The following is a 13244-nucleotide window of genomic DNA, read 5'->3' as shown; positions in this document are numbered from 1 at the left end:
TTGACTTTTCAGAATTCTCAATTATTTTACCACTTTGTCCTATTTTTGACAACCTTAGAGCGATTCCTTTTCCAGCTTCCGATATTCCCTGAATTCATAGCACAAATTGAAAAATGTCTGCTCGCCGCTTCGTCTTACCAGTTCCCAGCCTTCTTTCTCCAGATCAACCATATGTGTGTCTGCCACATAGGAAAAATCAATCCAGGTGATCTGCGCTGTGTCGCAGAACGGAAGGAACTGCCGGTAAACCGACTCGCCGCCGATGATGACGACATCTACATCTGTCAGATGTTTTTCCTGTTTCAGCTCGTCAATCCGCACCAGCGCCTCCTCGACACTGTGGCAGATCTCTGCCCCCTTTACGCTCAGAGCCTTCTTTTTTGTCAAAATCAGGTTGATTCTGCCATCCAGCGGTCGCTGAGCCGGGAAAGTCAGAAACGTTTTATAGCCCATCACGATGATTTTTCCCATCGTTTCCTGCCGGAATAATTTCTGATCCGCCGGGATCACCGTCAGCATCTGCCCTTTATTGCCGATACCCCAGTTCCGATCCACTGCCGCAATCAGCTGAAAATGTCTCGGAAACCGTTCCGGAAACTGTCTTTTGAGTGTCTTCATCATGCTCGCCGCATTGATATAGAATGCCTCGTCTGGCTGTTCTTTCTTATCTACATGAGAATGGAACACGCGCTCCATCTCCCGAAGCGCCGTCTCTTCTTCCGGGAACCGGTTCATAATATCAATCATTGCATCACGCTGTCACGAAGCTTCTGCATCAGGACATCCCAGATCGTCGCCTTATCCGCTTCACTGACAAAGCCATAGTGGTTTAAAATAATCTCTTTTGCATCCAATTCCGATGAATACTCGATCGATTCTTCTGCCGCCTTATAGTCTACCAGAAACGACGGCATATAACTCCCATCATGCCCCATGACGCCTACCGTCTCACTGCACAGCATCAACTCATCGTCAATCAGGTAAGACATGGAACATTTCGTGTGGCCGATCGTCGCAAACGCGTAGATCGTATGGTCGCCCAGTTCGATCGTCTCACCGTCCTCCAGCGATACATCAATCTGTAAATCTGCATCGTCATATTCCGAATCCCATGGAAGCCCCGCCGCTTCTGCCGCCTCGCTGCTTAGACGCCGGATCGTCTTCAAAGCGCCCGGTTTCACTAAAATTTCTTTTGCGCGCTCGGAAGCATATGTTTTCACCCCCGGCCATGCTTTCCGCACCGCCGGAAGCCCCGCTACATGATCATAATGGGAATGGGATAAAAGAACCGCGTCTAACTCTGCATCGCCCAGTTCTCTTTTTATATTTTCCACCATCTGATCGGCAGCATACGCCATCCCCGCCTCGAACAGGAGATTGGCTTTTCCCTTTATCAAAAACACTGCACCGCTTCCGCAGCCAGATACATCAATCACCGTCATTGCTTTCTCATCCTTTTTGTTTGAATTTAAAATCGAACTGAGAAAATTTGAACAAAAACAAATCCTCAAATCCATATTTCGTATTTGATTTTATTTTACTGGATCTTTATGAGAAATACAAGGACTGCTTCAAATCAGATGAATGTAAGGAATAATAGGGTAACTGTTCACAAATAGGAATTTTCTGAACTGAAAATTCCGTACGATACAGTTCTCGCAGCAGATTTTGCCGATTTGGAATGCGCAGCATCGGCAAAATCCCGTTGCTGGGCACACATGTGTGAGCAGTAACATAATGGGATTTTTAATAACAGAATGCCGCAATTTCATTCCAAACAAACGGAACAATATCTGAGCGGGTGTAGCTGGGATACTCGGACAGAGTTTCTAAATTATAAAAAAGATCGGCACCGATATGAAATCGTGTGTTTCGTTACACAGATTCCGGATCAGCGCCGATCCTCTGGGTGGTTGGTTTTAATTTAGTAAATTATGGGGAAGAGCTGCGCCCCAGCATGCTCAGTGGCTTCAGCGTGCTCAGTGCCCCAGCTCAAAAAAGCTGCGCTTTTCCTATGCCTCAACCATGTACGGATATGTTACATCCAGGCACGGTACTCTGAGTTCTTTGATGGTTCTCGGGCTTAACCAGCGATACATGTTGATCTCGCTGCCGGCTTTGTCGTTGGTTCCGGATGCTCTTGCACCACCGAACGGCTGCTGGCCGATAACTGCACCGGTCGGCTTGTCGTTGATGTAGAAGTTTCCGGCTGTTCCTTTGAGTGCATCTTCCATCTTAACGATAGCTTCGCGGTCATCTGCAAAGATTGCTCCGGACAGACCATAGGACGTTGCGGTATCGCAGCTTGCCAGAGTCTCATCCAGTTTGTCATCCGGATATACATATACGGTCATAACCGGTCCAAAAATTTCCTCTACCATAGTCTTGAAATCTGGCTTCTTAGCCTCAATCAGGGTCGGATATATGAAATATCCCTTGGAATCATCGTATCCGCCGCAGATAACTTCTGCATCCTCGGATGCTTTTGCATAGTCGATGTACTCTTTGTTGGTCTTGAATGCGGATGCATCGATAACAGCGCCCATCAGGTTTCTGAAATCGGTTATATCGCCAATTTTAATCTTCTCAATCTCCGCCAGCATCCCCTCTTTAACCTGCGGCCAGATGCTTGCCGGAACAAATGCACGGGAAGCTGCGGAGCACTTCTGTCCCTGATACTCGTAGGATGCTCTTGTCAGAGCTGCTACCAGACCCGGTACGTCTGCGGAATTGTGAGCAAAGATGAAGTCCTTTCCACCAGTCTCGCCAACCAGACGCGGATATGTTTTGTATTTCTTGATGTTCTCGCCTACTAAGGAGTAAACACCGCTGAACACTTCGGTAGAACCTGTGAAATGGAATCCTGCCAGGTTCGGATCGCTTAATACGTACTTGCTCATGTCAGAACCACGGCTCGGTACAAAGTTGATAACACCTGCCGGAAGTCCTGCAGCCATCAGGGCCTGCATTACATAGTAGTTGGAAAGAACTGCTGTGGTAGCCGGTTTCCAGAGAACTACGTTACCTGCGATCGCCGGAGCGGTCGGAAGGTTAGCACCGATGGATGTGAAGTTGAATGGGGAAATCGCGGTTACGAAACCTTCCAGCGGACGGTACTCGATGCGGTTCCAAACATTCGGTGTGTTGTTCGGCTGTCTGTCATAAATCTGCTGTAAGTAGTATACGTTGAAACGAAGGAAATCAATCAGCTCGCAGGTATCAATCTCAGCCTGATATGCGGTCTTGCTCTGTCCTAACATGGTAGCTGCATTTACTTTATCTCTCATCGGAGCAGCGATTAAATCAGCTGCTTTTAAGAAGATAGATACGCGGTGTTCCATCGGCATCTCGGTCCATGCTTTTCTAGCTGCCAGAGCTGCTGCAATTGCATCCTTTAACTCTTTCTCACCGCCGGAAGCTGCTTCTGCGATTACATGAGCATGGTCATGCGGCATAACTGCTTTGGTCTTTCTCTCTGTCCAAACTTCCTTACCACCGATGATCATCGAACCTGAACAACCTGTGCGGACTGGCGCTCCAGCTCTTTCTTTAAGCTGGCTCTCTCCGGGCTTCCCGGAAGATATGCTTTTACCGGCTCATTTTTCGGCATCTCTACTTTGAAATATCCATTGCTCATTGCTCATCTCTCCTTTTTGACATTTTGTCTCATTTGTGATTATGATATGAAAACTTTTCTCGCTTTATTTTCATGAAATCTAACTCTTTCTTGTTATTTTTCATATTAATGAATTTCTATGGCTAAATATTAGCACGTTTTTCATTTTGTGTCAATACTATTTCATATTTAAAAATACATATTTTCATTATGTTTTTCTGTGCATATCGCATAATATCTTTGCTTTTTCCTGTATTCTGTTTTGGATTGTAATTTTTATCGATCTTACTGTTCACGCATACGTGCCCAGTAACGGAATTTGCCGTGTCTTCGCATTTAAATACGGTAAATTCCTGCTGCCACCACGTTTTCTTACGGCACTTCTGCTTCCAAAAGTGCCCACCCGGGAACAGTAACTATCGATTCTTGTAATTCTGTATGTTTTTTTTATGCTTTGTTTACGGGACATGGTTTTTGTGGTATACTGATCCCGCCTGAAACAACTCACAAAAGTGAGTTTATCCTGAAAATAATTCACTTATATGAAAAAAGGAGTTTGATTATGCTTAAATTAGAACGTACCAGCGTCATGAATCTGGAAAATGCCATGCGCGGTGCCCGCAATCCGATGAACAGCTGGGGACGGATGGACAGCTTTTATGATGAGAATGGCGAATATAAACTGGGACCGAACGATCTCGACCTTGCGAAACGCCTCCGCAAAGCAGGCAGCGACCACCGCAAGTTTCTGCGCCAGGTATTTGTCTCAGTCGATGTGACCGCACCTCTCTACTGGTGGAAAGAATATGATACTTATAAAGTAGCGACCGTCGCTAATTCAACCAGCACGATGCACAAAATCGCCAGCAAACCGTTTTCGATGGACGATTTCAGCTGCGACCACATGACAGCCGGAACACGCGCATTTATGGAAACAGTTATCGCCAAGCTAGAGGAAATCCGCCTGCGTTATCTGGAGACAAAGAATAAAGATGACTGGTATGATATGATCCAGCTGCTGCCGAGCAGTTATAATCAGATGCGGACTTGTTCGTTTAATTATGAGACACTGATTAATATTTATTATGCCAGAAAGGATCATAAGCTGGCGGAGTGGCATACATTCTGTGACTGGATCAAGACCTTGCCGTATGGGGAAGAATTGATTATTGGGGAAGGGAAATAAATAGATAGCTAAATAATTTGATTGTCGTGGATGGGACGGAGAAAAAGCCGCCCGGGCAAAAATGATCAGGTTTCGAAGACTGGGATTTTCTAGGCATCTTCGGTTTGATTAAAAACAGAAAGAAATCCTCACAAAGCAAGTTTGTTGCGGTTTCTTTCAATATCAAATCCGAATCTGCCAAGTAAATCCACAGTCTCGAAAATTCCATTTTTGCTCTGGCGGCTTTTTCTCCTGTTTATTGGATGATAACTTGGTAAAATTTAAGATCCTGGTGTCATCCAGCGCATGAATGCGGCTGGATGACGGCGTAGGATCTTTTTTCGTTCCGTATGATAAATTACTTTGTCCACCATCTACTTTCTTATCTAACTATATTCAAGAAAGTCCCCCATGTCTTTCTTCTAAATACTGAATGTGCGCTTAGAAGAAATGTTTAGTTATGGCAGAGAACTGGCATTCCCTTATATACTTTCTCGTAGAGAAGTTTTGCTTTATCAACCGGCAGATTGATGCAGCCGTGGCTGCCGGAATACTGGTAGATGGTTCCGCCGAATTTACTTCTCCAGCTTGCGTCATGGAAACCGATGCCGCCGTTGAATGGCATCCAATAATCTACGTGACTTTCATATTCATATGTGCCGTCTGCCCGTTTGGCGCCGCGCAGAACGCGGTCGGTCTGCTTGTAGGTCAGGCTGTAAATACCTTCCGGGGTTGTGTAGTTTTTGGATACGTTTCCGGTTACGCATGGGGCATCCCAGGTCAGGGCGCCGTTTTCGTACATATATACATGCTGGACACCGAAATCAACTTCTGCGTAGGTATTGCCCCAGTCTGCGTCTGAATGGCTGGCTGCCTGCTGGGAGAACTGGACTTCACGTTCCTGATTGATGCCTGTCTGCGCCATCAGAACCAGGTTGTCTGTCTCTGCAGTCTGGTCAATCTTCCATCCATAAGGGCCTGTCAAGGCAACCTCTTTTCCGGAAGTGGTATGGAAGGTACGGGTAGTTCCAGCTGTGTCGTATTTCGCTGCCAGCGCCTTGATGTAGGCAGCTGCCTTATCGCGGTCTACGGTAATGACACCATTCTCGCCGCCTGTATACCAGCTGACATATTCAGTACCGGACAGTGTCTCGGTTGCATCACCGATATGGAAGGTAATGACCGCATTTTTAGCCTGGTTCATCTGGGCGCAGAGTGCTTTTAAGGATGCATCGTCGGAAGTCACCTGGATCGGTATGTAACATCCTAATGCTTCCAGATCGATCTCTGTCATGCCGGAGGCGATCGCCGCATTGATCGCCGTCTGTACCTTTGCCTTATCCACAGATTCTCCCTTTACTTCCGGAACAATCGTGAAATCTTTTCCTTCTTCCCAGGCGGATATATGGGCATCTACCGTCGGTGCTGCACTATCTGACATACAATTTAAGGAAGCAATGCGTTTTGCAAGCATCGTCTGATCGCAGGAAAGCGGCATCGCGATCGTCAGCGCTCCTGCTCCAGCTGCCCCTGCTGCCTGCTGGTCAATCGCTGCCTGCAGCTCATTTGTAATCACTACTTTATAGCCGATCTCCGCTGCGGTGATCTCTTCTGTCTTGCCTCCGCGTTCTTTGATCGTTAATTTATAAGAACCGTAATTCTGCTCCAGCTTTGCCTTCGCTTCCTCGTTGCTCATTCCGCCGACTGCGACGCCATTTACACTTGTTCCATTTGCAAAACTGCCATCTGCCAGTACTGGCTGTGCAAACATCAGCACCAGTGCAGCTGCTGCACCAGTCATTTTAAGTATACTCATACTTTTATTTTTCATTTTTTCACAAACCTCTCTGCCGCGCCATCTGGCTGCGGCCTGCATATATGGATTCTGAATCCTTATTATAGCAGAGTCGGAAAAAAAGTCCAGACCGATTCTAAAAAAGATCGTCAAAAGATCCGATTCGTAAGAATTTCTTAACGGTTCCTTTTTTCTTTCCTTTTTCTTTCATTTTTTCCATATTCATGATTGCAGTTTTTCCATTTTGCAGTATGATGGTATTCATTGCAAATGGGAAGTATAACTTTCAGAACGTCCTTAAAAATGTTTAAAATTTTCATGTTCCCAAAAGCGCCAAAAGGACCGCCGCATCTGGCATGCCCTCTTCTAAGTAAACAAGATTTTTATTGTTATCTTGGTCTGCTTAAAAGGAAATATGCCAGTCTGCGGCAGTCCTTCTTTCTATTTCCGGTCAATTTCCGGATTGACATGCACCATAATGTGTTTTACCTTCGGAAACGTCTTTTCAATGCTGTTATGCACCAACTCGGCAATCTTGTGCGCCTCCCGCAGCGGCATGGAACCGTCTACCTCAATCTCAATGTCCGCATAAATTTTATTGCCAAAGATCCGCGTCTGAAGCAGGTCAATCCGCGCCACATCTGGATTCTGAAGAACGCAGGCGCGCAGCTGTTCTTCGGTCTTCTCATCACAGGAATGATCGACCATTTTATCCATCGCATCTTTAAAAATCTCATACGCCGCTTTCACGATAAAGACGAAAATAACCAGGCTCGCGATCGGATCCATGACCGGAAATCCCATTCTCGCGCCCACGATTCCGACCAGCGCACCGATCGAGGAAAACGCATCGGAACGGTGATGCCATGCATCTGCCATCAGTGCGCTGGAATCAATCTTTTTCGCATAATATCGGGTGTACCAGTACATCGCTTCTTTACTGACAATGGATATAACAGCCGCTGCCAGCGCCAGCATTCCCGGAACCTGCAGGTGACTGTATTCTCCCTTGAGCACGTCCGTAAGCGCCTCCACGCCAATCCCCAGACCTGTCATAAAGAGAACCATCGAGAGGACAATCGCAGCCACACACTCCATCCGCTCATGTCCATACGGGTGCTCCTTGTCCGGCTGTTTGGACGACAGCTTAATTCCAATCACCACGATCATCGTGCTGAACACATCGGACGCCGAATGGATACTGTCACTGATCATCGCATTCGAATGTGCGAACACGCCGGCTAACAGCTTCATAAACGCCAAAAGGATGTTCACTACTATCGTTACAAAAGACACTTGATTTGCCACTTTCTGAAAATCATTCTGTTTCATATTCGTTACCTCCAAAAAATATCTCATGGCACTAACGATAGGTGGGTGCTGCAAACCCATAAAAAAGTATAAAAAAAAACACCCACGAACCAGTATGAGTAACTACTGTCCCGTGGATGAAACTAACTTCCACTGTCGCTTCTGCGACCCGACCCCATGATATTCACGGTCTGCTCAGTTTGTACTGTAGTTTGATATGCAGTGCAAAGAGTTTATGATGGATAATAGCACAAATTTACTTTGTTGTCAATATCGGAAAACGCCCTTTTTTCCATATTTATTTTTTCAATTCCTTTATTCCAGCCTCAAGTCCTGCCGCCGTCAGCGGAAACATCGGAATCTCCTCGCGGATCAGACTGATCGTGTACGCACCGTAGGCATATGCCCAGTTATTTTCCCGCATCGGGTTCAGCCAGATCGCCGACGGAAAACGCCGGTGCATCTCCTGCAGCCAGTAAATGCCTGTCCGCTCGTTGCTGTGGAAATAGTCGAGACTGCCGCCGCGGTACAGAAGTTCCGACGGCGCCATCGACGCATCCCCAACCAGAATTACCTTGTATTCCGGTTTCAGGTTGTGAAAAACCCACTCGGTCGAGATCTTATCCCTCCAGGAGCAGGACGGCGTCGTAAACAGCTGATCGTAGAAACAGTTGTGGAAATAATAAATCTTCAAATCCTTAAAATGGGACGACTGATTGACCGCCTGAAACAGCCGGTTGCACAGATCCGCATATGCCCACATCGACCCGCCGCTATCCATCAGAAGCAGAAGCTTCGTCTGGTTCTTTCTCGGGCGCTCCATGACGAGCTCCAGACGTCCGCCTTCGTCACAAGTCTTCTCGATCGTTTTCTCCACATTGAGTTCCGTTTTCGGTCCATCCTCACGGCAGGATAAAAGACGCAGCTTTTTGAGCGCCACCTGAAACTGCCGGATCTGGATGACCGCATCGTCGCGGAAATCGCGGTAATTCCGCTGTTCCGCCACCTGCAGCGCGCTCCGGTTTTTGCCCGGTCCGCCCACGCGGATGCCCTTCGGGCTGTAACCGGAATGTCCAAATGCCGACGTACCGCCGGTTCCAATCCACTTATTGCCGCCGTGGTGCTGCTCATGCTGCTCTTTCAGTCGTTCCGCCATCATTTTACGGATATCGTCCAGATCAAGTCCCGCAAACCGCGCATCGACCTCATCCTTATCATACGGCGTCTGCGCGTGCGCCTTGGCAAGCCAGTCTAAGACCTCCTTCGGAAGTTCCTCAAACGTCTGCACATTTTTAAAATATGCCAGAAATGCCTGGTCAAATTTGTCATATTCGGACTCTTTTTTGACCAGAACCGCCCTCGCCATATAGTAAAACTCCGTCAGGCTCGCGTCGTTCAGGTTCATTTCCAGCGCATCCATCAGGCTGTTCCACTCATTGAGGCTCGTCTTCATCCCGTAAGAACGGAGTAGATACAGAAAATCAGTAAACATATCGGTTATTCTCCACCAGCTTTAAATCCTCTGTCTTTTTTAAGAGTACCCCCGCAAACGGGATCTCCTTTTCCAGCTTCTCCACCGGCACGCCGCCGATCACAAGCGCCTGAATCCAGTCCAACACCTCGGAGGTACTCGGCTTCTTCTGCAGGCCGCGCAGATCGCGCACCCGGTAGAAGGCGTCCAGCACGCCGTCGATCAGCTTCTGGTCGAGATCCGGGTAATGTGCCTTGATGATCTTCTCCATCATCGGCTGCTCCGGGAATGCAATATAATGGAAGATACAGCGGCGCAGGAACGCATCCGGCAGCTCCTTCTCCGCATTGGAGGTAATAATCACAATCGGACGGTGCTTCGCTTTGACAGTCTTTCCCGTCTCCGGAATGTAAAATTCCATCTTGTCAAGTTCCCAGAGCAGGTCGTTCGGGAATTCCAAATCCGCTTTATCGATCTCATCGATCAAAAGAACCGTCTGCTTTTCCTTCTCAAATGCCTCTCCCATCTTTCCGAGGCGGATATATCTGGCAATATCATCAACGCCATCCGCACCAAACTGGCTGTCGTAAAGACGCTGTACCGTATCGTACACGTAAAGACCGTCTTGTGCGCGGGTCGTCGATTTAATATTCCAGATCAAAAGTTCCATATCGAGGGATCTGGCAATCGCCTCCGCGAGCATCGTCTTTCCAGTGCCCGGTTCTCCCTTGATTAAGAGCGGCTTTTTGAGCGCCGCCGCAATGTTAACGCTGCGGATCAGTTCATCCGAAGCGATGTATTCGTCACTGCCGTGAAATTGCTGCATGGTAAATTCTCCTTTTAGAAAGTTCTCCTTTTACATAACTGTAAACACTAACAAGGGCAGCATAACGATTCAGGATCCATGCTGACTGCGATCGGTTCGGATCCATCGTTCCTCCCGATCGTCATACATAATCCTGCCCGTTTGCCGCCCTATTGATTTTCTATAAATATAGCAATATTCTAATAGTTTGTCAAATCGTATATATGTTAGGATTTCATTAGAAAAACACGATTGTTACTGCTCACTATTCTACTTTGCCACCCGGATATTCTTGCTGCCGCTAAATCCTTCCGGCGGCTCTGTCTCCGTGAGGATCGTCGCTTCTTCAAACACCCCGAACGTCACCGAACTTACCATGCCGAATTTCTGGCTGTCCGCCAGCACATAGCAGCGCTCTGTCTGGCGCATCGCCTCTTGCTTGACTAATGCCTCATTCGGATCCGGCGTCGTGAAACCGTGGCGCTTGCTGACGCCGTTGGTTCCAAAAAATCCCTTTGTAAAATGATAGCCCTGGATCGTCAGGATCGCCTGGCTTCCGATGACCGCCTCCGTCGTGCCCTTTAACTCACCACCAATCAGAATTACGCGGTTTCCGGCGGCTGCCAGCCGTTTGGCATGTGATACCGCATTCGTCACAAACGTGGCGCTGCGCGCCGGAAGATAGTCTAAGATATACCCGGTCGTCGTGCCCGCGTCCAGATAGACAAAATCATCCGGCTGGATAAGTCCCGCCGCAAACTGGGCGATTCTCCTTTTCTCCTCCTGCTGCAATTCCATCTTCTGTGCCACTGACGGCTCGGTTCCCGTAAATGTCCCGTCCGAGGACACCGCGCCGCCAAACACCTTGGTCAGGCGCCCCGCCTTGTCAAGCGCATTCAGATCCCGCCGGATCGTCGATTCTGAAACTCCCAGCACCTCTTTAATCTCAGGAACTGTCACACTCCTCTTTTTATCCAGAAGCTCCAAAATCAGTTCGTATCTTTTTTCTGTCAGCATGACTCTTTTCCTTTCATCTTCTGCTGTGGTTGAACTTTTTTTAGCTCAATTTTTCACTTCTCTCTGTCTTAATATTCTTATCAACTGCAGCTGCTTTCGACAATGACCTTCCGAATCGGCAGCACACGCCCCGGCGATACGGAAAGCTCATCCACACCCATTTTCAGGAATTCTTTTGTCAAACTCAGATCCGCGCCCAATTCGCCGCAAATACCTGCCCAGATGCCCTCGGCGTGCGCATTTTCGACAACCATGCGGATCATCGCCAGCACCGCCGGATGGTGCGGATCGTAAAATGCATCCAGCTCCGGATTCTGACGGTCAACTGCCAGCGTATACTGGGTCAGGTCGTTCGTTCCGATGCTGAAAAAGTCCACTTTTTTCGCCAGTTCCCGGCTTACCATGACTGCCGCCGGGGTTTCAATCATAATGCCCTGCTTCGGGTCGCCAAACTGGAGATTCTGTGCGGTCAGCTCCGTCTTGACCTCCTCGACAATCTTCGCAATCGCCTCGACCTCCCAGACACTTGTGATCATCGGATACATGATCTGGAGATTGCCATAGGCACTTGCCCGAAACAGCGCGCGAAGCTGTGTCTTGAAAATCTCCGGTCTTGTCAGGCAGATACGGATCGCCCGGCAGCCCATCGCCGGATTTTCCTCTTTTTTCAGTTCAAAATAATCGCACTGCTTGTCCGCGCCGATGTCCAGCGTGCGGATAATGACCGGTTTGCCCGCCATCGTTTCCGCTACCTGTTTATATACCTGGAACTGCTCCTCCTCCGTCGGAAATGTTTCTTTTTCCAGATACAAAAATTCGCTGCGGAACAGTCCGATGCCCGCCGCATCGTTCTGAATGACCGACGCCAGATCCTTGCTGTTGCCAATGTTCGCATACAGGCGGATCTTCTTGCCATCCATAGTGACTGTTTCGCGCCCTTTCAGTGTTTGCAGCAGTTCTTTCTTCTCCTGTTCCTCCCGCTGCCGGCGGCGCATTGTTTCCAATGTCTCCTCATCCGGTTCCACATACAGGACTCCGTTAGTACCATCCACAACCGCAAATTTCCCATCTACCGTCTCATCGAGCGCCACGTCCGTTCCGATCAGAGCCGGAATGCTCATCGTACGCGCCAAGATCGCCGTGTGGGAATTGACGGAACCGTGTACCGTCACAAAGGATAGCACCTTGTCCTTTTCAAGCTGTACCGTCTCTGACGGTGCTAAATCATCTGCCAGAATAATCACCGGCTCGTCCGTATGGATGCCCTGACCTGCGCCTCCGGACAGAACGCGCACAATCCGCTCCGAAATATCTTTGACATCCGCCGCGCGCCCGCGCATATATTCGTCCTCCATCGCCGCAAACATCTGGGCGAAATTGTCACCGGTCACCGCAACCGCATACTCGGCATTGACCTTCTGCGTATCGATGATATTCTGAACCGCGTCCAGATAGTCCTCGTCCTCCAGCATGATCTGGTGAATCTCAAAAATCGCCGCATTCGCCTCGCCAACTTCTTTTACCGCCTTTTCATACAACTCGCCGAGCTGGCGGATGGACTCCTGAACTGCCGCATTAAACCGTGCTTTTTCCTGCTCTGCATTCTCTATTTTCGTCCGTTTTACGGTCTGCTCGCCTTTCTGATACACACATATTTTTCCAACTGCGACACCACCAAATACACTTTTTCCATGATATGTCTGCATGACCATTCCCCTTTCCATTGATCCATTATCGAAAAATGCCGCCATGTAATAATCCCTTACATCGCGGCATCTTTGTTAAACTACATATTTTCCTTCATAAACTGGCTGACTGCCTCATAAGCTGCTTCTTCGTCCTCGCCCTCAAAGGTCAGGGTTACTTCCTGTCCGTTCTTTACCGCCAGTCCCATGATACCGAAAATCTTTTTGCAGTCGCCGCTCTTTCCATCTTTCGCCAGCTTGATCGTACTCGTAAACTGTTTTGCCGCCTTTACCAGTTCACCTGCCGGGCGTGCGTGGATTCCTTCCGGGTCTGTAATGGTATATTTAAACTCTTTCATGATGATGTTCTCCTTCTCAT

At 48.3% G+C, this 13244-nt stretch carries 12 protein-coding genes and 1 riboswitch; of the genes, 1 reads left to right on the top strand and 11 read right to left on the bottom strand.

The window, feature by feature from the left end:
• Window positions 1-54 precede the first annotated feature (54 nt).
• The 4 genes from DWX76_RS13890 to DWX76_RS14825 all read right to left on the bottom strand — a co-directional run bounded on the left by DWX76_RS13890 (window position 55) and on the right by DWX76_RS14825 (window position 3637).
• On the bottom strand, window positions 55-747 hold the full coding sequence (locus DWX76_RS13890; protein ID WP_412693883.1) for a dihydrofolate reductase: 693 nt from the start codon (window positions 745-747) through the stop codon (window positions 55-57).
• Window positions 744-1442, bottom strand: a complete 699-nt coding sequence (locus tag DWX76_RS02665; protein WP_182429719.1) for an MBL fold metallo-hydrolase — start codon at window positions 1440-1442, stop codon at window positions 744-746. Before DWX76_RS02665 ends, DWX76_RS13890 begins: the two co-directional genes overlap by 4 nt.
• A 570-nt stretch (window positions 1443-2012) precedes the next feature.
• A complete protein-coding gene (gene pruA / locus DWX76_RS02660; RefSeq protein WP_412693967.1) occupies window positions 2013-3506 on the bottom strand; it encodes an L-glutamate gamma-semialdehyde dehydrogenase in 1494 nt (497 codons plus the stop codon).
• Window positions 3503-3637 (bottom strand): hypothetical protein, encoded by a 135-nt coding sequence (locus DWX76_RS14825; RefSeq protein ID WP_412693966.1) that lies wholly within the window; start codon window positions 3635-3637, stop codon window positions 3503-3505. Before DWX76_RS14825 ends, pruA begins: the two co-directional genes overlap by 4 nt.
• A gap of 541 nt (window positions 3638-4178) precedes the next feature.
• Between DWX76_RS14825 and DWX76_RS02655 the strand changes: the two genes are divergently transcribed.
• A complete protein-coding gene (locus tag DWX76_RS02655) occupies window positions 4179-4802 on the top strand; it encodes a hypothetical protein (protein WP_107000350.1) in 624 nt (207 codons plus the stop codon).
• A gap of 433 nt (window positions 4803-5235) precedes the next feature.
• Here DWX76_RS02655 and DWX76_RS02650 read toward each other — a convergent pair whose 3' ends face one another.
• From DWX76_RS02650 to DWX76_RS02620, 7 genes are all read right to left on the bottom strand, one after another.
• Window positions 5236-6597: a L,D-transpeptidase family protein gene (locus tag DWX76_RS02650; RefSeq protein ID WP_243022436.1), complete on the bottom strand. Its 1362-nt coding sequence runs from the start codon at window positions 6595-6597 to the stop codon at window positions 5236-5238.
• A gap of 420 nt (window positions 6598-7017) precedes the next feature.
• Window positions 7018-7908, bottom strand: coding sequence for a cation diffusion facilitator family transporter (locus tag DWX76_RS02645; protein ID WP_117796348.1), 891 nt, complete (start codon window positions 7906-7908; stop codon window positions 7018-7020).
• A gap of 103 nt (window positions 7909-8011) precedes the next feature.
• Window positions 8012-8096, bottom strand: a riboswitch (NiCo riboswitch).
• 89 nt (window positions 8097-8185) lie between these two features.
• On the bottom strand, window positions 8186-9379 hold the full coding sequence (locus DWX76_RS02640; protein ID WP_107000351.1) for a vWA domain-containing protein: 1194 nt from the start codon (window positions 9377-9379) through the stop codon (window positions 8186-8188).
• On the bottom strand, window positions 9369-10184 hold the full coding sequence (locus DWX76_RS02635) for an AAA family ATPase (protein ID WP_022359195.1): 816 nt from the start codon (window positions 10182-10184) through the stop codon (window positions 9369-9371). The genes DWX76_RS02640 and DWX76_RS02635 overlap by 11 nt, the downstream gene beginning before the upstream one ends.
• Before the next feature lie 249 nt (window positions 10185-10433).
• Complete coding sequence (locus tag DWX76_RS02630) at window positions 10434-11180, bottom strand: DeoR/GlpR family DNA-binding transcription regulator (RefSeq protein ID WP_107000352.1); 747 nt, start codon at window positions 11178-11180, stop codon at window positions 10434-10436.
• 80 nt (window positions 11181-11260) lie between these two features.
• On the bottom strand, window positions 11261-12886 hold the full coding sequence (ptsP, locus tag DWX76_RS02625; RefSeq protein WP_118570115.1) for a phosphoenolpyruvate--protein phosphotransferase: 1626 nt from the start codon (window positions 12884-12886) through the stop codon (window positions 11261-11263).
• A gap of 80 nt (window positions 12887-12966) precedes the next feature.
• Window positions 12967-13224: an HPr family phosphocarrier protein gene (locus tag DWX76_RS02620; protein ID WP_022359198.1), complete on the bottom strand. Its 258-nt coding sequence runs from the start codon at window positions 13222-13224 to the stop codon at window positions 12967-12969.
• Window positions 13225-13244 lie beyond the last annotated feature (20 nt).

This window comes from Clostridium sp. AF21-20LB, assembly GCF_003478795.1.
GTDB classification, from domain to species: domain Bacteria; phylum Bacillota; class Clostridia; order Lachnospirales; family Lachnospiraceae; genus Otoolea; species Otoolea fessa.
This window is presented reverse-complemented; position numbering and strand designations above follow the sequence as displayed.

Excerpts from the sequence above, each read along its gene's own strand:
- ptsP (WP_118570115.1), bottom strand. The coding sequence starts at position 12,886 with ATGCAGACATATCATGGAAAAAGTGTATTTGGTGGTGTCGCAGTTGGA.
- DWX76_RS02640 (WP_107000351.1), bottom strand. The coding sequence starts at position 9,379 with ATGTTTACTGATTTTCTGTATCTACTCCGTTCTTACGGGATGAAGACG.
- pruA (WP_412693967.1), bottom strand. The coding sequence starts at position 3,506 with ATGATCATCGGTGGTAAGGAAGTTTGGACAGAGAGAAAGACCAAAGCA.
- DWX76_RS02630 (WP_107000352.1), bottom strand. The coding sequence starts at position 11,180 with ATGCTGACAGAAAAAAGATACGAACTGATTTTGGAGCTTCTGGATAAA.
- DWX76_RS02645 (WP_117796348.1), bottom strand. The coding sequence starts at position 7,908 with ATGAAACAGAATGATTTTCAGAAAGTGGCAAATCAAGTGTCTTTTGTA.
- DWX76_RS14825 (WP_412693966.1), bottom strand. The coding sequence starts at position 3,637 with ATGAGCAATGGATATTTCAAAGTAGAGATGCCGAAAAATGAGCCGGTA.
- DWX76_RS02650 (WP_243022436.1), bottom strand. The coding sequence starts at position 6,597 with ATGAGTATACTTAAAATGACTGGTGCAGCAGCTGCACTGGTGCTGATG.
- DWX76_RS13890 (WP_412693883.1), bottom strand. The coding sequence starts at position 747 with ATGATTGATATTATGAACCGGTTCCCGGAAGAAGAGACGGCGCTTCGG.
- DWX76_RS02665 (WP_182429719.1), bottom strand. The coding sequence starts at position 1,442 with ATGACGGTGATTGATGTATCTGGCTGCGGAAGCGGTGCAGTGTTTTTG.
- DWX76_RS02620 (WP_022359198.1), bottom strand. The coding sequence starts at position 13,224 with ATGAAAGAGTTTAAATATACCATTACAGACCCGGAAGGAATCCACGCA.
- DWX76_RS02655 (WP_107000350.1), top strand. The coding sequence starts at position 4,179 with ATGCTTAAATTAGAACGTACCAGCGTCATGAATCTGGAAAATGCCATG.
- DWX76_RS02635 (WP_022359195.1), bottom strand. The coding sequence starts at position 10,184 with ATGCAGCAATTTCACGGCAGTGACGAATACATCGCTTCGGATGAACTG.